Genomic DNA, 18,620 nt, shown 5'->3' on the forward strand with positions numbered 1-18,620 from the left:
GCGGGATGCTGTGATGTGGCGGCGGTGTTGCTGTGACGGGACCAGGGGTTGGCCGTGAAGTCGCCGAGTGGGGCGGGCCGGCAGGGCCCAGGACGGGTCAGGTGAGGGGCAGGCGGTACAGGCGCCCCGGGAGGGGCTCCACCAGGCCGTCGGAGACCAGGCCGTCCAGGGCGCGGGCGCGCTGGACCGGGTCGTCCCAGACGCGGTCGAGCGCCGACTGCGGTACCGGGCCCACGGCCTCCCGCAGCACGGCCAGCAGCCGGCCGCGCACCTGACGGTCGGTGCCCGCGTACGTCTGGCCGCGGCGCGGCGGACCCTCGTGCTCGGGCTTCCCGGCCAGTCGCCAGGCGCACTGCGTGGCGATCGGGCAGCGGTGGCAGTTCTCGTTCTTCGCCGTGCAGATCAGCGCGCCCAGTTCCATGGAGGCGGCGGCCCAGCGGGAGGCGGTTCGCTCGTCGTGCGGCAGCAGCTCTCGGGCGAGCCTGCGCTCGGCGGCGGTGGTGGCGTTGGGCGGGTACTGCACGCCGGTGACCGCGCGGGCCAGGACCCGGCGCACGTTGGTGTCGAGCACCGGGTGCCGCTGGCCGTACGCGAACGACGCGACGGCGGCGGCCGTGTACTCGCCGATGCCGGGCAGGGCGAGCAGTTGGGCGTGGTCGGTGGGTACGTCGCCGCCGTGCCGTTCCGTTATGGCGGCCGCGGCGCCGTGCAGGCGGAGCGCGCGGCGGGGGTAGCCGAGGCGGCCCCATGCCCGGACGGCTTCGCCGGGGGGTTCCTTGGCCAGGTCGGCCGGGCGGGGCCAGCGGGTGAGCCACTGCTCGTAGACGGGCAGGACGCGGTTCACCGGCGTCTGCTGCAGCATGAACTCACTGACCATCACGGCCCAGGGCCCGGCCTCCGGGCGCCGCCACGGAAGATCACGGGCGTGCTGCTCGAACCAGGCGATGACCGGGCCGTGCAGGAGAGTGCCGGGGGCTTGGCCGGTGGCGGCGGAGCCGGGGGTGCCGTCGGTCTGGGTGGGGGCGGTGGCGGTGGCGGGGGTGGTGGGTGCAGTCATGGCGTAGTCGATCCTGCCATGCCGGGGGTGGTCGGGTGGGGGACCGGCTCGGGGTGGTTTTGTCCGGGATGACCTCTCGTGGGCTCCGCAGTCCGGCTCGGTGTCCGTGGATGAGGGCACTCTCCGCCACAGCCGTCGGCCGGGCGGACGCGGTGCGCCGAGATGATGATCCGGAAAAGTTGTGGCCCGGGCGGCGGGTGGGGCCAGGTGTGGGGGAGATCTCTCGTACAGTTTGCGCCGTGGGATCTCTGCGCAATCCGGTTGGGCCGCTTCCCTCCTCCATCTACTGGCGACGGAGGGCCGTAGTGCTGTCCGTGGTCGCCCTGTTGGTGCTGCTCGTCGTGTGGGCGGTCACCTCCTCCGGCGGAGGCGGGAAGAACAGGGCGGACGGCTCGAACGGCAAGCATCCCACCTCGTCGATCACGCCGGGCCCGTCCGGTACGGGGCCCGCGATCAGTCAACGCCCGGGCGGGCGGGGCGAGTCGGGCGGTGGCGACGGTTCCGGGTCCTCCGGATCGTCGGGTACCGGAGCCTCCGGCGCAACGGGCGGCGCCGGATCCGGTGGCACGGGTGACGGGTCCAACGACGGTGGCAGCGGCGGCACTTCCTCCTCCGCCGACCAGCTCCCCGCCGGAGGCGGGGCCACACTGCCCAACTGCGCCTCGGGCACGGTCCAGTTGACGCTGCGCAGCCTGAACAACACCTACGAGCCCGGGGACACCCCCACCTTCCAGCTGATCGCCAAGAACACCTCCGGCAGCGACTGCAAGGTCGACCTCGGACCCAAGTACGCGGTACTGACGATCACTCAGACCGGAAGCGGCAACGCCTTCTGGACCTCGGCGGACTGCCCCGGCGGCTCGGGCGGCGCGCTGTTCCGAGTGCCCGCGAACGAGCAGGTCACCTACACCGTGAAGTGGGACCGCAAGCACAGCGCACCCAACTGCGCGACACCACCGGCGGGTTCCGCGCCCGCGGGCACCTACCTGGTCGAGGCGAAGGTCCCGGGCTTCCCGAAGACCCAGACGTCGTTCGTGCTGGCGAAGGACTAGCGTCTGTCGGACGAGCTCGGCGTCGCGGGCCCTGGCCCGCGAGTGGGCGACCTCGACCGCCGGGTTCCGTGCACGTCGCAGTCCCCGGCCCCGGCTCAGCCGTCGATCAGACGTACCGTTCGAGGATCGAGGACTCCGCCAGCCGCGACAGGCCCTCGCGTACGCTCCGCGCGCGGGCCTCGCCCACGCCGTCCACCGTCTGCAGGTCGTCCACGCTGGCCGCGAGCAGTTTCTGGAGGCCGCCGAAGTGCTCCACCAGGCGGTCGATGATCGCGCCGGGCAGTCGCGGGACCTTCGCCAGCAGGCGGAAGCCGCGCGGGGACACCCCGGAGTCGAGCGCCTCGGGGGAGCCGGTGTAACCGAGTGCCTTGGCGACCGTGGACATCTCGAGGAGCTCCGCGTGGCTCAGCGCGTCCAGCTCGGCCAGCGCCTCCTCGACCGTGCGGGAACGCTTCGCGGTCGGTTCCGGCACGTAGTCGCGGACCACCAGCTCGCGCTCGGGCTCAACGCCCGCGATCAACTCGTCGAGCTGGAGGGCGAGCAGACGGCCGTCCGTGCCCAGCTCGACCACGTACTCAGCGATCTCGGTGGCGATGCGGCGCACCATCTCCAGCCGCTGCGCCACCGCGGAGACGTCCCGGACCGTCACCAGGTCCTCGATCTCCAGCGCGGACAGCGTCCCGGCCACCTCGTCCAGGCGGAGCTTGTACCGCTCCAGGGTGGCCAGGGCCTGGTTGGCGCGGGACAGGATCGCCGCCGAGTCCTCCAGGACACGGCGCTGCCCGTCGACGTACAGCGCGATCAGCCGCATCGACTGCGAGACGGAGACCACCGGGAAGCCGACCTGCTTGCTCACCCGGTCCGCCGTGCGGTGCCGGGTGCCGGTCTCCTCGGTCGGGATCGTGGGGTCCGGGACGAACTGCACGCCTGCCCTGAGGATCTTGGACAGGTCCGAGGAGAGCACGAGACCGCCGTCCAGCTTGCACAGCTCCCGCAGTCGGGTGGCCGTGAACTCGACGTCCAGGACGAAACCGCCCGTGCACATCGCCTCGACGGTCTTGTCGGAGCCGAGCACGATGAGACCGCCGGTGTTGCCGCGGAGCACGCGCTCCAGGCCGTCACGCAGCGGCGTGCCGGGTGCCACGGCACTCAGTGAGGCGCGCATCAGGCGATCGGAACCGGCACTCCCACCGGACTTTCCGGGAGCTGCTGCCCGGTCGTTGGCTGCCACTGCACTCCTCCGGTCGCAGGTTCTGGGGCGCTCCCGTGTCGCACACTCGGTTCGTACGGACGGGCGAGACCAGGGCAAAGTCTACCGGCGGTCTTCCTCCTCCCGTGGGGCCTCTCGGCGACGGGAGCGGGGGAGGACCCGCAGCGCGTCCCCCACGTCGGCCACTTCCAGCACCTTCATCCCGGGCGGGATCCTCCCCGGATCGGCAGGTACGAGGGCGTGGGTGAAGCCCAGGCGGTGGGCCTCGGCCAGGCGGCGCTGGACGCCCGTGACCCGTCTGACCTCTCCGGCGAGGCCGACCTCGCCGATCGCGACCAGGTTCTTGGGCAGCGGGGTGTCGCTCGCGGCGCTCGCCAGCGCCAGTGCCACCGCCAGGTCGGCGGCCGGCTCGGAGAGTTTCACCCCGCCGACGGTCGCGGAGTAGATGTCCCGCTTGCCCAGGGCGCTGATCCGGCCGCGCTGCTCCAGCACGGCGAGCATCATCGAGACGCGGGAGGTCTCCAGCCCGGACGTCGTACGCCGCGGGGAGGGGATCTGCGAGTCGACGGTCAGGGCCTGCACCTCGGCCACCAGGGGGCGGCGGCCCTCCAGGGTGACGGTGAGGCAGGTACCGGGGACCGGCTCGTCGCGGCGGGTCAGGAACAGGCCGCTGGGGTCCGCGAGGCCCGTGATGCCCTCGTCGTGGAGCTCGAAGCAGCCGACCTCGTCCGTGGCGCCGTAGCGGTTCTTGACGCCCCGGACCAGACGCAGCCGCGCGTGCCGGTCGCCCTCGAAGTGCAGGACGACGTCCACCAGGTGCTCCAGCAGGCGCGGGCCCGCGATCGCGCCGTCCTTGGTGACGTGGCCGACCAGGAGCGTGGCCATGCCGCGCTCCTTGGAGGCGCGGATCAGGGCCCCGGCGACCTCCCGCACCTGGGCCATGCCGCCGGGCGCGCCGTCGATCTCCGGGGAGGCGACGGTCTGGACCGAGTCGAGCACGAGCAGGGACGGCTTGACCGCGTCCAGGTGGCCGAGGACGGCCGCCAGGTCCGTCTCCGCCGCCAGGTAGAGGTGGTCGTGGATGGCTCCGATGCGGTCGGCGCGCAGCCGCACCTGGCTCGCGGACTCCTCGCCGGTGACATACAGCGTGCGGTGCTCGTCGCTCGCCGCCTTCGCCGCGACGTCGAGCAGCAGCGTGGACTTGCCGACGCCCGGTTCGCCCGCCAGCAGCACGACCGCGCCCGGTACGAGTCCGCCGCCGAGGACGCGGTCCAGCTCGGCCACGCCGGTGGGGCGGGCGGTGGCCTGCCGCCCGTCGACCTGGCCGATCGGCACGGCGGAGGTGGTCACCCGCCCCGGTGTCGTCGTCCGCACGGCGGGCGCGCCGTACTCCTCGATCGTCCCCCAGGCCTGGCACTCGGGGCAGCGGCCGAGCCACTTGGCCGTCTGCCAGCCGCACTCGGTGCAGCGGTAGGACGGCCGGTCCTTGGAGGTCTTCGTACGGGCAGCCATGGTCGAAACCGTACCGGGGGCCACTGACACCGATCGCAGGGCAACCGGGAGCAGAGCCTCGGCAGGGCGGTCCTACAATCCGGCGCCCCGCTGCCCTGCGCGCCCCCCAAGCTGCGGAATACATCGTTCCTGTCCCCTTATGAGGGATCGTTTCACCCGTACGGAGTAAAAGTGCTCAAGGGGGAAGAAGGTGCCGGTCATCGCCGCCTACGGTCGCACGGGTGATGAGCAGCAGGCCGGAGATCTCGACGCACGCCACCGGCGCACACCCGGCGCGCAACGACGCGCGGCAGCGGGGAAGCGCGCCTGACGGCGCGACCCCTCGCACCCTGGCGCAGCGCCTGCCCGCGCGCTACGACCCCTACGTGGACGGACTGTTCACCTACTGCCTGTCCGTGCTGTGCGATCACGACGCGGCGACCGAGGCCCTCGGGGACGCCATGGCGCTCGCCGAGCGCCGCGGCCCCCGCGGCCCGCGGTCCCACGACGACCACCGCGCCTGGCTGTACGCCCTCGCCCGCTGGTCCTGTCTGCGCCGCCTCGCCGAAGCCCGGCGCCACCACCGGGCCGGGCGCGACCGTGACCAGCGCAAGGAAGCCGCCGACCGGCGCGCCGCCGGGGCCGTCGGCACCACCCCCGCGCCGGCCGAGGAGACCGAGGAGCTGCGCCGCCGCGAACTCGCCCAGCTCGCCTGGCCGGAGGCCGCCGGCACCACCCCCGAGCAGCGCGAAGCGCTCGAACTCGCGGTACGCCACCAGCTCGCCCCCCGCGAGGTCGCCGCCGTGCTCGGCCTGGACCCCGCTGCCACCCGCGACCTGCTGGCCGCCGCCGCCTGCGAGGTGGAGCGCACCCGCGCCGCCCTCGCCGTCGTCGAGACCGGCACCTGTCCGGGCGTCGCCCGCCTCACCGGCGACCACCAGCTCGTCCTCGGCGCCGCCCTGCGCCGCGAACTCGTCCGGCACGTCGACGACTGCCCGCGCTGCCGCCGTACCGCCGAGCGCGCCGTCCCCGGCACCTGGCCCGGCACCAGCGTCACCCCCGCCGCGCTGCCCGTCCTTCAGGCCCCGCGCGCGGGCGTGCACACCGCGATGACGCACGCGGCACGCGCGCGTGGCGGCGCCCCCCGCTTCGACCGGCGCGGATTCCCCATGGACCCGAAGGACCACGCGGCCCGCCGCGACCGCCTCCGTGCGCGTGCCGTGACCACGACCGTCGTCGCCACCGTGGTCGCCGCCCCGGTGTTCGCCCTGTGGGCCGCCTACCGCGGCCCCCTCACCGGCGAGGCCGCCGACGGCCGGCCCGCCACCGCGCGCGAGGTGCAGGGCACGGCGCCGCTCGGCGACGGGGGCGCGGGCGGGTACGAGAACGCTGGGAACGCCAGCGCGAGGCCCGGCGCCCGCCCGCCCGGCAAGGACGGTCGCACACCCGACGTCTCCGTCGAGGTCATCGGCGTGGCGACGGGCGCCCCGGGCGAGGGGCACCTGGCGGTGACGGCCTCCAACGACGGCAACACCACCGTGATCACCCTCACCGCGTCCGGCAGCTCACCGGTCCACTGGTCCGCGACCACGGGCGCCTCCTGGCTGTACATGAACCAGTCCACGGGCACGCTCGACCCCGGCGCGTCGTTCACGATCCGCGTCTACGTCGACCACCTCCACGAGCCCTCCGGCCCGTGGCACGCGCAGGTCGCGGTGGCCCCGGTGGGCGCCGTCGTCTCGATCGACGGCTACGGCGCGGCGGGCCCCTCCGACCCGCGCCCCACCCCCAGCCACACCGTCCCGTCCGACCCCTCACCGACCGGTCCGCCGTCCGGCTCGGACCCCACTCCCGGCGACCCGACCCCGACCGACCCGCCGACCTCCAGCCCGTCGCCCTCCGACCCGCCGGCCTCGAGCCCGCCGCCCACCGACAGCGGCGCGCCGAGCCCCACCTAGGCCGCCTTGTCCCTGCCCATACCGTCAGGCCACGGGATCCGCGGGATGCGGTGCCACCAGCGGCAGCTGCGACGCCAGGCGCTGCTCGCACAGCTCGGCCAGGCGGTCGTACCCCGCCTTGCCCATCAGCTCGGTCAGCTCCGCCCGGTAGGAGACGTACACCGGCTCGCCCGCGCCGTGCGCCGACGTCGCCGACGTGCACCACCAGTGCAGGTCGTGGCCGCCCGGACCCCAGCCCCGGCGGTCGTACTCACCGATCGACACCTGCAGCACCCGCGTGTCGTCGGGCCGGTCGATCCACTCGTACGTGCGCCGGATCGGCAGCTGCCAGCACACGTCCGGCTTGGTCTCCAGCGGCTCGCGGCCCTCCCGCAGGGCCAGGATGTGCAGCGAGCAGCCGGCGCCGCCCGGGAACCCGGGCCGGTTCTGGAAGATGCACGAGCCCTGGTAGGGGCGGGTCTGCCGGGACCCCTCGTCGTCCTCCGCGACCCAGCCCGTCTCCATGCCCACGTCATGGTGCTGCCAGATCTCCGGGGTGAGCCGTGCCACGTGCTCGGCCACCCGCTTCTCGTCGTCCTCGTCCGAGAAGTGCGCCCCCAGCGTGCAGCACCCGTCGTCCGCGCGGCCCGCCTGGATGCCCTGGCAGCCGCTCCCGAAGATGCAGTTCCAGCGCGAGGTCAGCCATGTCAGATCACACCGGAAGACCTGCTCGTCGTCGGCCGGATCCGGAAACTCCACCCACGCGCGCGCGAAGTCGAGTCCCTTCTCGTCGCTCGCCTTCAGGGCTTTCTTCGCCATCTTCAGGGCCTTCTCGGACGGGGACGCCTTCGCCTGCGAAGAATCCTTCGATCCCTTGGAGGATTTGTCGGTCTTCGCCTTTTTCGTCTTTGGCACGCCTCCAGAGTAAGTGGCCCCGGACCGCTCCGGGGACGGCAGATCCCCGCACTGGCAGTAGCGTTCCGTACATGAGACTCGGTGTCCTCGACGTGGGTTCGAACACGGTGCATCTGCTGGTGGTGGACGCCCACCCCGGCGCGCGCCCCCTGCCCGCGCACTCGCACAAGGCGGAACTGCGGCTGGCCGAGCTCCTGGACGGCGGCGGAGCCATCGACCAGGAGGGCGTGGACAGGCTGATCGCCGTCGTCCGGGACGCCCTCCAGGCCGCCGAGGACAAGGGCGTCGAGGACCTGCTGCCGTTCGCCACCTCCGCGGTGCGCGAGGCCGGCAACAGCGACGACGTCCTCGCCCGGGTCGAGGACGCCACGGGCGTCGAGCTGCAGGTGCTGACCGGCGAGGAGGAGGCCCGGCTGACCTTCCTCGCCGCCCGCCGCTGGTTCGGCTGGTCCGCGGGCAAGCTCCTCGTCCTCGACATCGGCGGCGGCTCCCTGGAGATCGCCTACGGCATCGACGAGGAACCCGACGCCGCGGTGTCCCTGCCGCTGGGCGCGGGCCGGCTGACCGCCGCCTGGCTGCCCGGCGACCCCCCCGACCCCGCGGATGTCAGGGCGCTGCGCCGCCACGTGCGGACCGAGATCGCCCGCACGGTCGGCGAGTTCAGCCGCTTCGGGGCCCCGGACCACGTCGTCGCCACCTCAAAGACGTTCAAGCAGCTCGCCCGCCTCGCCGGGGCGGCCCGCTCCGCCGAGGGCCTGTACGTCCAGCGCGAGCTGAAGCGGGAGTCCCTGGAGGGCTGGGTGCCCCAGCTCGCCGGGATGACGGTCGCACAGCGCGCGGAACTCCCCGGCGTCTCCGACGGCCGCGCGGGCCAGCTCGTCGCCGGGGCGCTGGTCGCGGAGGCGGCGATGGACCTGTTCGGCGTGGAGACGCTGGAGATATGCCCCTGGGCACTGCGGGAGGGCGTGATCCTGCGGCGGCTGGACCACATGGGCTCGGTCTGAGCAGGGTTCCCCGCAGGGGTGCGGGGCTGTGACAGGTGCGGCTGCGCCGCGCGGTCGCGAACGAACACGGCCCGCGACGCCGAACTGATCGACAAGGCACCCCCTACTGCTGTGGCCGGCTACTGCTGTGGCCGGAAAGGTTCACCGGCTCGCGACGCCCGGCACGGCACCTCGCCGCGTTGTCGCATCGCCCGAGTACATCCGGTACGCGGGCGACGCTCCGCCTTGCGACGCACCGCACCGGACGCCGCGAGATTTCCGGCAAACCTTTCCGGCCACAGCACTAGTGACCTCGGCCACCCCCACCCCCCACTCCCGGCCCAACCGCCGGAGGCACCCCGTACCCTGTCCCTCGTGGCAGAACCAGCGGTGCGCATCCCGGATGCGAAGGTCGCGCTGTCGACGGCCTCCGTCTACCCGGAGTCGACGGCGACGGCCTTCGAGATCGCCGCGCGCCTCGGGTACGACGGGGTCGAGGTCATGGTGTGGACCGACCCGGTCAGCCAGGACCTCGAGGCGCTGCGCCGGCTCAGCGACTACCACCAGATCCCCATTCTGGCCGTCCACGCCCCCTGTCTGCTGATCACTCAGCGGGTGTGGTCCACCGACCCCTGGGTCAAACTCCAGCGGGCCCGCGCGGCCGCCGAGAAGCTCGGCGCCGGCACCGTCGTGGTCCATCCGCCCTTCCGCTGGCAGCGCCAGTACGCGCGTGACTTCGTCGACGGCATCTGGCGCATGGCGAACGAGACGGATGTGCGGTTCGCCGTCGAAAACATGTACCCGTGGCGCTACCGGGACCGCGAGATGCTCGCGTACGCCCCCGACTGGGACGTCACGAAGGACGACTACCGGCACTTCACGATCGACCTCAGCCACGCCGCGACGGCCCGCACGGACGCCCTGCAGATGCTCGACCGCATGGGCGACCGCCTCGGCCACGTCCACCTCGCCGACGGCAACGGCTCCAACAAGGACGAGCACCTCGTCCCCGGCCGTGGCGTACAGCCCTGCGCCGAGGTCCTGGAGCGGCTGGCTCGGGGCGGCTTCGACGGCCACGTCGTCATCGAGGTCAACACCCGCCGCGCCATGTCCGGCGCCGAGCGCGAGGCGGACCTCGCGGAGGCCCTCGCCTTCACCCGGCTGCACCTGGCGTCGGCGGTGCGGGTGCCCCGCCGGTGAGTGGGCTCCAGCCCGGCCGAGGATCAAAGAAAGCGCTGAGACACACGTCCCGCATTCCGGACATCGTGTCCGTCCCTTGGAGCACCGGCGTACGCTCGACGTGAGCCAGAACTCCGCCAGCCTCCCTGGTGGAACTCTCCGAAGGAGCGAGCGACGATGCCCGAGCTGAGGTCCCGCACAGTCACCCACGGCCGCAACATGGCGGGCGCCCGCGCCCTGATGCGCGCCTCCGGTGTACCCGGTGCGGACATCGGACGGAAGCCGATCATCGCCGTCGCCAACTCCTTCACCGAGTTCGTCCCGGGCCACACCCACCTCCAGCCGGTCGGCCGGATCGTCAGCGAGGCGATCAGCGAGGCCGGCGGCATCCCGCGCGAGTTCAACACCATCGCGGTGGACGACGGCATCGCCATGGGCCACGGCGGCATGCTCTACAGCCTGCCCTCCCGCGACCTGATCGCGGACAGCGTGGAGTACATGGTGGAGGCCCACTGCGCCGACGCCCTGGTCTGCATCTCCAACTGCGACAAGATCACCCCGGGCATGCTGATGGCGGCCCTGCGCCTGAACATCCCGACGGTCTTCGTCTCCGGCGGCCCCATGGAGTCGGGCCGCGCCACCCTGGTCGACGGCACCGTCCGCACCCTCGATCTGGTCGACGCGATCTCCGACGCCGTGAACGACAAGATCTCCGACGAGGACATCCTCCGTATCGAGGAGAACGCCTGTCCGACCTGCGGCTCGTGCTCCGGCATGTTCACCGCCAACTCGATGAACTGCCTGACCGAGGCGATCGGCCTCTCCCTCCCCGGCAACGGCTCGGTCCTCGCCACCCACACGGCCCGCAAGCAGCTGTACGTGGACGCGGCCCGCACCGTCATGGACCTCACCCGCCGCTACTACGAGCAGGACGACGACACGGTCCTGCCGCGCAACATCGCCACCTTCTCCGCCTTCGAGAACGCGATGGCCCTCGACATCGCGATGGGCGGCTCCACCAACACGATCCTGCACCTGCTGGCGGCGGCCCAGGAGGCGGGCGTCCCCTTCGGCCTGGAGGAGATCGACTCCGTCTCGCGCCGGGTGCCGTGCCTGGCGAAGGTCGCCCCGAACGTCGCCAAGGACCGCACGTACTACATGGAGGACGTGCACCGCGCCGGCGGCATCCCCGCCCTCCTCGGCGAGCTGCACCGCGCGGGCCTGCTGAACGAGGACGTGCACGCCGTGCACAGCCCGTCCCTCGCGGACTGGCTGAAGACGTGGGACGTCCGCGGCGGCTCCCCGTCCCCCGAGGCCGTGGAACTGTGGCACGCGGCCCCCGGCTGTGTCCGCTCGGCCGAGGCATTCTCCCAGTCGGAGCGCTGGGAGGCCCTCGACGAGGACGCGGAGAACGGCTGCATCCGCTCCGCGGAGCACGCGTACTCCAAGGACGGCGGCCTGGCGGTCCTCAAGGGCAACCTGGCCGAGGACGGCTGCGTGGTGAAGACCGCGGGCGTCGACGAGTCGATCTGGACCTTCGAGGGCCCGGCGGTCGTCTGCGAGTCGCAGGAGGAGGCCGTCCAGAAGATCCTCACCCAGCAGGTCAAGGAGGGTGACGTCGTCGTCATCCGCTACGAGGGCCCCAAGGGCGGCCCGGGCATGCAGGAGATGCTCTACCCGACCTCGTACCTGAAGGGCCGCGGCCTGGGGAAGGCCTGCGCGCTGATCACGGACGGCCGCTTCTCCGGCGGCACGTCGGGCCTGTCGATCGGCCACGCGTCCCCCGAGGCGGCCTCGGGCGGCACGATCGCCCTGGTGCGGGACGGTGACCGCATCCGCATCGACATCCCGAACCGCACGATCGAGCTCCTGGTGTCCGACGAGGAGCTCGACACCCGCCGTGCCGCGCTGAACGGCGTCTACGCCCCCGCGAACCGCGACCGTAAGGTCTCCGCCGCCCTGCGCGCGTACGCCGCGATGGCGACGAGCGCGGACAAGGGCGCGGTGCGCGATGTGACGAAGCTGGGCTGAGGGCTCACTCCAGGAGCTCTGGAAAGGGCCGCCCGTCGCCGGGCGGCCCTTTCGCGTCCTACCAGCGGGCCGGGTCGCGTCCGTCGACGGCGAGGACGGTGCCGTCGGGGGCGGCGGCGTAGACGTGGTGGTCGATGACCAGGGGTTCGGGCAGCGCGGCCATCACCCGGTCCGAGCTCGGGGCCAGCCGTGGCCGGGTCTGACCGGTGAGCTTCCCGTCACGGGCGTCGACGGCGATGAGCCGCCCGTCGGCCGCCGTGAAGTACACCTGGCCGTCGGCCACGACCGGCGCCGAGCCGCGGCTCACGGACGTTTCCAGGTGCCACAGTTCCCTCCGCGTGTCCAGGTCCACGGCCTTCAGCGCACCGCCCGCCGCCAGGAGGTAGACGACGGTTCCGTGCACGGTCGCGTGCGCGTTCTCCAGCGCGATGGTCAGGGGAACGCGGCGCACCGACCCGGAACCGGGGACGTAGCGGACGACCGCTCTCGTCTCCCCGTAGGCGCCCAGGGAGAGGAAGAAGAGAGAGCCGTCCCTGGACGCGAAGGGTTCGAGCTGCCCGCTGAGCCGGGCGTCCCACCGCACGTCACCGGTCACCGGATCCACCGCGGTGACGCGCGTGCTGCTCCCGTCGTCCGAGACGCCCGCAGCGTACGCCGTCGGGTCTCCGGGGAACGAGGTGAACAGGGGCGTGCTCTGCCCGGGGATCCGCCGGCGCCATTTCGTGTCGCCCGATGCGCTGTCGACGCCGGTGACGGTGCCGTCCTTGCCGGTGATCAGCAGCATGCCTCCGACGGATCGCAATCCGTTGTACGACGGGACGCCGCGCTGCCAACGTGGTCTGCCGGAAGCGGGGTCCAAGGCCTCCATACGCAGCCCCTCGCCCAGCAGCGGCTGCACGAGGTCGCCCGACAGGACCGGCGGCCCGCTCCTGAGCGCCGTGGCGACGCCGTGCCGCCACAGCAGCGTGCCGTCGGCCGGATCGAGGGCGTAGACGAGCCCTGACCGCGCGCAGAGCAGCTTCCCCGCCCCGTAGGAACAGTGGGGCGTACCGGTGCCCCCGGAAACCGGACGTGCCTGCCACTGATGGAATCCGTCCGCCGGGGCCGACCGGGTGGTGGCCCGCGGTGGCCCGCCGTCTCCCAGCAGGGGAATCGAGGCGAACGCGCCGACGGCCACCAGACCGAGTGCCCCGGCGGCCAGGGCCACCCGCTTGCGCAGCCGTCCCCTCAGCCGCGGCTGCGGCTTCTCGGCGCCGGCCGCGGACTTCGGTAGGTCGCCCTCGCCCGTCCGCTGCGCCGGTATGAACGGCTGGGTGTCGTACAAGGCCGCCACCGACCGCAGCTCCCGCATCAGTTCGTCCGGCGTGGGCCGGTCCTCGGGTTCCTTGGCGAGGCAGCGCAGCACCAGTGGCGCCAGATCCTCCGGTACGCCGGCCAGCTCCGGTTCGTCGTGCACCACCTGGTAGGCCACGATGTATGGACTGTCCGAATCGAACGGCCCCCGTCCGGTGGCCGCGTGCACCATCACGGACCCGAGCGCGAAGACGTCGGCGGCCGGCCCGACCTCCCTCGGCCGCCGGAACTGCTCGGGGGCCATGAAGGGCGGCGTGCCGATCAACTTGCCGGTCTCGGTGCGCAGTTCGCTGTCCTTCGGCCGGGAGATGCCGAAGTCGATGACCTTCGGGCCGTCCTCGGCGAGCAGCACGTTGCTCGGCTTGAGGTCCCGGTGCACCACCCCGGCCCGATGGATGTCGCGCAGCGCCTCCGCGAGCCCGGCCATCAGTCGGCGCAACTGGGCCGGGACCATGGGCCCGTTCCGCTTCACATGGTCGGACAGGGTCGGTCCGGGGATGAACAGCGTGGCCATCCAGGGCCGTTCGGCCTCCGGGTCGGCGTCGACGACGGGGGCCGTGAAGGCACCGCTCACCCTCCGGGCCGCGGCCACCTCCTGCCGGAAACGGCCCCTGAACTCGGGGTCCCTGGCGTACTCGGCGTGCACGACCTTCACCGCCAGCTTCATCCCGGAGGTGCTGCGGGCCAGGTGCACCACGCCCATGCCGCCGGAGCCCAGGCAGGACTCCAGGCGGTAGTGACCGGCGTACTCGGGAAGTTCCGCTTCCGCGCCCGCTCCGGTGTTGCGCTGTGGCGCCATGGACCACCCCCGTGCTGTTCGTCCGCGCGCGCGACGCACGGAGCCTAGTCGATGACCCGTACGAGACCGAGGCGGCTTGCCAGCCTCCGCGTGCGCGTCATACATGTGTGTTTGAAGGTGTGACACGAGGGAATCAACGGGACCCCATGACAGTCATGGGGCTCAACGGGGGAGGATGTCCATGTCTGTCGACCGCATGGAAGACACCGAGCGCGACACCGAGCAGCAGGCCGTCACGACGACGGTCCTGCGCTACTACTCGGTCGCCCCGGGCGTCCGGCTCAACGTCCGCAGCGGCCCCGGCACCGGCTACACCATCGTCCGGGTCCTGCCCGAGGGTGCCAAGGTGCCGATCTACTGCCAGACGCCGGGCACGACGGTGACCGGTCCGTACGGCACGAGCAACATATGGGACAACATCGACAGCGGCGAGTACGTCTCCGACGCGTACGTGAACACGGGCAGCGACGGCTACATCGCCTCGCGCTGCTGACCGTCCCGCCGCGGGGGCCGCCCGCCGCCGGAGTGATAATCGACGCGTGAGCGACGACAACGGCACTCCGGACACCCCCAAGGGCGGCCCCCGCCCCGAACCGATCCGCTTCTTCGGCACCACCTGGGTGGATCACGACGGCGGCTACACGGCCCGCCGTATCGCCGTGTCCGCCGGCTCCCTCGCCGCCGCCGCGATCTCCTGCCTCGTCCTGCGCTTCGCCTATCAGGGCCTGAGCATCGCCGATGTCGGCGCACCGGTGACGTTCCTGGTCGTGGTCATGTTCGCCGTGTGCAGCGCACTCGCGTTCGGCCACACCTGGGGAGCCTTCACCAAGCGCCCCGACCCCGAGCGCCAGTCCTCCCTCCGCGGCCTCCTCACCATCGGCTTCGTCGGCTCCCTCCTCGCCTACTTCTTCCGCTCCCTGACCGAGGCCCCCGGCGAGAAACTCCACCGCGAGGAGTACGACCAGGCCCGCGCCGCCCAGGAGAAGCGCACCTCGCGCCGCACCGGCAACCCCTCCCGTCGACGCCGTTCCTGACCCGGGCCCCGCCCAACGCCGCGTAAACCCGCTGCCCCGGCCCCCGCCGCCCGCCACCATGGGCGTATGACCGCGCCCTCCCGAGCCGCCCGCGCCCACTCCTTCAACGCCGCCGCGGCCCAGTACGCCGCGAACCGCCCCTCCTACCCGCCCGCCCTCTTCGACGCTCTCGAAGACCTCGCCGGCCGCCCCCTCGCCGGCGCCCGCGTGGCCGACATCGGCGCCGGTACCGGTATCGCCACCGCCCTGCTCAAGGCCCGCGGCGCGCACGTACTCGCCGTGGAGCCCGGCGCCGGCATGGCCGACCAGTTCCTCCGCAGCCTCCCCGACGTCCCGCTCCTGCGCGGCGACGGCAACGCCCTCCCCCTCGCCACCGCCTCCACCGACGTCCTCACCTACGCCCAGTCCTGGCACTGGACCGACCCGGCCCGCTCGGTCCCCGAGGCCCTGCGCGTCCTGCGGCCGGGCGGCGCGCTCGCGCTGTGGTGGAACATGGACGCCCAGGACGTCCTCTGGATCACCGAGCAGGCGGACCGCATCAAGCGCTTCTTCGGCACCGAGAAGGCCACCAAGAACGGCGCCGGCGGCACCCATACCGAACTCGCCTTCGAAGGCGCCCCCGAGATCCCCGCCCACGCCCGCCGCGTCGTCCGCTGGAGCCGCACGGTCCCCGTCGACACCCACCTCGCCAACATCGGCAGCCACTCGATCTTCCTGGTCGGCGGCGAGGAACGCGCCAGGGCCTTCCTCGCCGAGGAGCGGGAGCACCTCCTCAAGACCTTCCCGGACGGCCGTGTGGAGGAGGTCTACGACGTGGTACTGATCGTGGCCCGGCCACAGCACTAGGTGCCGGCAGCCACCGTCCCGCCCACCGGACACCCCGCCGAGCCCACCCTCCCCGGTGCGAGGATGACGGAAGGACGACGCACCACGGAGGGCCCCACCACCATGAGCCAGAAAGTCGCAGTCCTCGGTACCGGCAAGATCGGCGAAGCCCTGCTCAGCGGAATGATCCGAGCCGGCTGGGCCCCCGCCGACCTGCTGGTGACCGCCCGCCGTCCGGAGCGGGCCGAAGAGCTCCGCACCCGCTACGGCGTCACCCCGGTCACCAACCCCGAGGCCGCGAAGACCGCCGACACGCTCATCCTCACGGTCAAGCCCCAGGACATGGGCACGCTCCTCGACGAACTCGCACCCCACGTCCCCGCCGACCGCCTGGTCATCAGCGGCGCCGCGGGCATCCCCACCTCCTTCTTCGAGGCCCGCCTCGCCGTCGGCACCCCGGTCGTCCGCGTCATGACGAACACCCCCGCCCTCGTCGACGAGGCCATGTCCGTCATCTCCGCCGGCACCCACGCCACCGCCGACCACCTGGCCCACACCGAGGAGATCTTCGGAGCCGTCGGCAAGACCCTCCGTGTCCCCGAGTCCCAGCAGGACGCCTGCACCGCGCTGTCCGGCTCGGGCCCGGCGTACTTCTTCTACCTGGTCGAGGCCATGACCGACGCCGGCATCCTGCTCGGCCTGCCCCGCGACAAGGCCCACGACCTCATCGTCCAGTCCGCGATCGGCGCCGCGGTGATGCTCCGCGACAGCGGCGAACATCCGGTCAAGCTCCGCGAGAACGTCACGTCCCCGGCGGGCACCACCATCAACGCCATCCGCGAACTCGAGAACCACGGCGTACGGGCCGCCCTCATCGCCGCCCTGGAAGCCGCCCGCGACCGCAGCCGCGAGCTGGCCTCCGGCAACAACTGACGTCGCCCGAGGGGGCGGGTACCGGGTCACTCCGCCGCGCGCAGAACCTCCTCCAAGGTCACCACGCGCGCGAACCCGCCCCCCACAGGGACGCCGCCGACGCCCGCGCGCCTACCGGGCCGCGCTCACCACGGCCTCCGGCACAGCGGAAGCCGCCGGCAGCAGCCCGATCGCGCGGTAGGCGGCATCCACGGTCGGCCGGGCCACCGCCCGCGCCCGCTCCGCACCGCGGCGCAGCACCCCCTCGAGATACCCGGGATCGGCACACAACTCCCGATGCCGCTCCTGCACCGGCCGCAGCAGCTCGACCACGGCCTCCGCGGTGTCCTTCTTCAGAGCCCCGTACGACGCGTACGCACCGCTCAGCTTCTCGGGATCACCTCCGGAGCAGGCGGCGAGGATCTCCAGCAGATTGGTCACGCCGGGCCGCGTCTCCCGGTCGTACACGACGTCCGTCCCACTGTCGGTCACCGCACGCATGACCTTCTTCCGCACGACGTCCGGCTCGTCGAGCAGATAGACGATGCCCGGCCCGGTGTCCTCGGACTTGCCCATCTTGGAGGTCGGGTCCTGAAGGTTCATGACGCGGGTCGCGACCTGAGGGGGCGTCGCCCGCGGCACCACGAACGTGTGCCCGTACCGCTGGTTGAACCGCACGGCCAGATCCCGCGCCAGCTCCACGTGCTGCGTCTGGTCGTCCCCGACCGGCACCTCGTCCGTCCCGTACGCCAGGATGTCCGCCGCCATCAGCGCCGGGTACGTCAGCAGGGACAGCCGCACGCTCCCGCCCCGCGCCCGCTCCCGTGCGGCCTTCTCCTTGTACTGGATCATCCGCCGCATCTCACCGTCGGTGGCCACGCACTCCAGCAGGTACGACAGCCGCGCGTGCTCGTCGACATGGCTCTGCACGAACAGCGTGCACCGCTCCGGATCGAGCCCCGCGGCCAGCAGCAGCGTCGCCGCCTGCCGACTGAGCCTGCGCACCCGCGCCGGATCGTGGTCCACGGTCAGGGCATGCAGGTCGACGACGCAGAAGAGCGCGTCCGCCTGATGCTGGTCGACGTTCACCCACCGCTGTACGGCGCCCAGGTAGTTCCCCAGCGTCAGGTGCCCGGTCGGCTTCACCCCGCTGAAAACCCGTGTCATCTCCACTCCACCTCCTGGTAGGGACCGCCGCCTTCGGCCGGCCGCCCCTCGGAGATCCGGAGGAGATACGAGAACGGCCGCCGAAGCGGCGGCCGTTGAGCGCATACGTGAGTCCGGCCGCCGTCAGGCGGCCCACCACAACTGGTTGCACGTACGCGAAGTCATGACACCGAGGGTACGCCCACCGTGGCCTCCCGCAAGGGGGTATGAACCCGAGTTGACACGCACCGGGCCGATCCGTAGGGTTCTCCGGGTTGCCCGACGTGAGCGCCGACTCCGGTCGGTCCCCGGGCGGCCATTCCGCAGGTACCAAACCGACAATCGACGTTACGTCGTCGTGCGTTATCGGCATGCGTATTTTCGGAATGTAGGAAGGAAGCCCCCGATTAGCTCGGGAGCCGAGAATCCGCTAAAGTCTCACTCGTCGGAACGGCCCAAGGGCCGCGAGGACAAGCCCGGTTGACTGGGCGTCAGACCCCGAAGGGAACTGAGGGATCTGATAGAGTCGACAAAGCCGGAAGGCCGAAAGGCCGGAAAGCACCGAGGAAATCGGATCGGAAAGATCTGATAGAGTCGGAAGCACCGAAGGGAAGCGCCCGGAGGAAAGCCGAGAGAGTGAGTCTCTCCGGTGAGTACAAAGGAAGCGTCCGTTCCTTGAGAACTCAACAGCGTGCC

Annotated in this window: 15 protein-coding genes; 9 read left to right on the forward strand and 6 right to left on the reverse strand. The window is 72.2% G+C overall.

The genetic code is table 11. The annotated features are described in order from the left end of the window. Positions 1-97: 97 nt before the first annotated feature. Positions 98-1,057 carry an HhH-GPD family protein gene (locus ACZ7L1_RS33085; RefSeq protein ID WP_471442502.1) on the reverse strand — a complete coding sequence of 320 codons (960 nt, stop codon included), beginning with the start codon at positions 1,055-1,057 and terminating at the stop codon, positions 98-100. Positions 1,058-1,296: 239 nt separating this feature from the next. On the opposite strand from ACZ7L1_RS33085, the gene ACZ7L1_RS33090 reads away from it, so the two are divergent. Then, complete coding sequence (locus ACZ7L1_RS33090) at positions 1,297-2,109, forward strand: hypothetical protein (RefSeq protein WP_471442504.1); 813 nt, start codon at positions 1,297-1,299, stop codon at positions 2,107-2,109. A 106-nt stretch (positions 2,110-2,215) separates the two neighbouring features. On the opposite strand, the gene disA is transcribed toward ACZ7L1_RS33090, so the two are convergent. Continuing rightward, positions 2,216-3,340: a DNA integrity scanning diadenylate cyclase DisA gene (disA, locus tag ACZ7L1_RS33095; protein WP_103842159.1), complete on the reverse strand. Its 1,125-nt coding sequence runs from the start codon at positions 3,338-3,340 to the stop codon at positions 2,216-2,218. A gap of 81 nt (positions 3,341-3,421) precedes the next feature. Continuing rightward, positions 3,422-4,831 (reverse strand): DNA repair protein RadA, encoded by a 1,410-nt coding sequence (gene radA / locus ACZ7L1_RS33100; protein WP_471442506.1) that lies wholly within the window; start codon positions 4,829-4,831, stop codon positions 3,422-3,424. 224 nt (positions 4,832-5,055) lie between these two features. Here radA and ACZ7L1_RS33105 point away from each other — a divergent pair, with 224 nt between their 5' ends. Continuing rightward, positions 5,056-6,768, forward strand: a complete 1,713-nt coding sequence (locus tag ACZ7L1_RS33105; protein ID WP_471442508.1) for a BACON domain-containing protein — start codon at positions 5,056-5,058, stop codon at positions 6,766-6,768. Between the two features lie 24 nt (positions 6,769-6,792). Here ACZ7L1_RS33105 and ACZ7L1_RS33110 read toward each other — a convergent pair whose 3' ends face one another. Continuing rightward, on the reverse strand, positions 6,793-7,662 hold the full coding sequence (locus ACZ7L1_RS33110; protein WP_471442510.1) for a DUF3109 family protein: 870 nt from the start codon (positions 7,660-7,662) through the stop codon (positions 6,793-6,795). A gap of 71 nt (positions 7,663-7,733) precedes the next feature. Between ACZ7L1_RS33110 and ACZ7L1_RS33115 the strand changes: the two genes are divergently transcribed. The 3 genes from ACZ7L1_RS33115 (at position 7,734) to ilvD (ending at position 11,855) form a co-directional block, all read left to right on the forward strand. Further along, a complete protein-coding gene (locus ACZ7L1_RS33115; protein WP_471442512.1) occupies positions 7,734-8,666 on the forward strand; it encodes a Ppx/GppA family phosphatase in 933 nt (310 codons plus the stop codon). A 354-nt stretch (positions 8,667-9,020) separates the two neighbouring features. Continuing rightward, the gene (locus ACZ7L1_RS33120) at positions 9,021-9,845 is read left to right on the forward strand and encodes a sugar phosphate isomerase/epimerase family protein (RefSeq protein ID WP_471442514.1); all 825 of its coding nucleotides are present in this window, start codon (positions 9,021-9,023) and stop codon (positions 9,843-9,845) included. A 156-nt stretch (positions 9,846-10,001) separates the two neighbouring features. Continuing rightward, positions 10,002-11,855: a dihydroxy-acid dehydratase gene (ilvD, locus tag ACZ7L1_RS33125; protein ID WP_471442516.1), complete on the forward strand. Its 1,854-nt coding sequence runs from the start codon at positions 10,002-10,004 to the stop codon at positions 11,853-11,855. Positions 11,856-11,913: 58 nt separating this feature from the next. Here ilvD and ACZ7L1_RS33130 read toward each other — a convergent pair whose 3' ends face one another. Further along, complete coding sequence (locus tag ACZ7L1_RS33130; RefSeq protein WP_471442518.1) at positions 11,914-14,007, reverse strand: serine/threonine-protein kinase; 2,094 nt, start codon at positions 14,005-14,007, stop codon at positions 11,914-11,916. 181 nt (positions 14,008-14,188) lie between these two features. On the opposite strand from ACZ7L1_RS33130, the gene ACZ7L1_RS33135 reads away from it, so the two are divergent. From ACZ7L1_RS33135 to proC, 4 genes are all read left to right on the forward strand, one after another. Then, positions 14,189-14,500 (forward strand): SH3 domain-containing protein, encoded by a 312-nt coding sequence (locus ACZ7L1_RS33135; RefSeq protein ID WP_471442520.1) that lies wholly within the window; start codon positions 14,189-14,191, stop codon positions 14,498-14,500. A 46-nt stretch (positions 14,501-14,546) separates the two neighbouring features. Then, positions 14,547-15,041, forward strand: a complete 495-nt coding sequence (locus ACZ7L1_RS33140; RefSeq protein WP_471442522.1) for an EamA/RhaT family transporter — start codon at positions 14,547-14,549, stop codon at positions 15,039-15,041. Between the two features lie 66 nt (positions 15,042-15,107). Next, positions 15,108-15,887, forward strand: coding sequence for a class I SAM-dependent methyltransferase (locus ACZ7L1_RS33145; protein ID WP_471442524.1), 780 nt, complete (start codon positions 15,108-15,110; stop codon positions 15,885-15,887). A gap of 102 nt (positions 15,888-15,989) precedes the next feature. Next, entirely contained in the window at positions 15,990-16,799 is an 810-nt protein-coding gene (proC, locus tag ACZ7L1_RS33150) for a pyrroline-5-carboxylate reductase (RefSeq protein ID WP_471442526.1), read from the forward strand. A gap of 111 nt (positions 16,800-16,910) precedes the next feature. Here proC and trpS read toward each other — a convergent pair whose 3' ends face one another. Next, positions 16,911-17,945: a tryptophan--tRNA ligase gene (trpS, locus tag ACZ7L1_RS33155; protein WP_471442528.1), complete on the reverse strand. Its 1,035-nt coding sequence runs from the start codon at positions 17,943-17,945 to the stop codon at positions 16,911-16,913. Positions 17,946-18,620 lie beyond the last annotated feature (675 nt).

This window comes from Streptomyces sp. NPDC107546 (genome assembly GCF_055639175.1).

Coding starts and splice junctions, on each gene's coding strand:
- ACZ7L1_RS33085 (WP_471442502.1), bottom strand. CDS start 1,057: ATGACTGCACCCACCACCCCCGCCACCGCCACCGCCCCCACCCAGACC.
- radA (WP_471442506.1), bottom strand. CDS start 4,831: ATGGCTGCCCGTACGAAGACCTCCAAGGACCGGCCGTCCTACCGCTGC.
- ACZ7L1_RS33105 (WP_471442508.1), top strand. CDS start 5,056: ATGAGCAGCAGGCCGGAGATCTCGACGCACGCCACCGGCGCACACCCG.
- ACZ7L1_RS33115 (WP_471442512.1), top strand. CDS start 7,734: ATGAGACTCGGTGTCCTCGACGTGGGTTCGAACACGGTGCATCTGCTG.
- ilvD (WP_471442516.1), top strand. CDS start 10,002: ATGCCCGAGCTGAGGTCCCGCACAGTCACCCACGGCCGCAACATGGCG.
- ACZ7L1_RS33130 (WP_471442518.1), bottom strand. CDS start 14,007: ATGGCGCCACAGCGCAACACCGGAGCGGGCGCGGAAGCGGAACTTCCC.
- ACZ7L1_RS33135 (WP_471442520.1), top strand. CDS start 14,189: ATGTCTGTCGACCGCATGGAAGACACCGAGCGCGACACCGAGCAGCAG.
- ACZ7L1_RS33145 (WP_471442524.1), top strand. CDS start 15,108: ATGACCGCGCCCTCCCGAGCCGCCCGCGCCCACTCCTTCAACGCCGCC.
- proC (WP_471442526.1), top strand. CDS start 15,990: ATGAGCCAGAAAGTCGCAGTCCTCGGTACCGGCAAGATCGGCGAAGCC.
- trpS (WP_471442528.1), bottom strand. CDS start 17,945: ATGACACGGGTTTTCAGCGGGGTGAAGCCGACCGGGCACCTGACGCTG.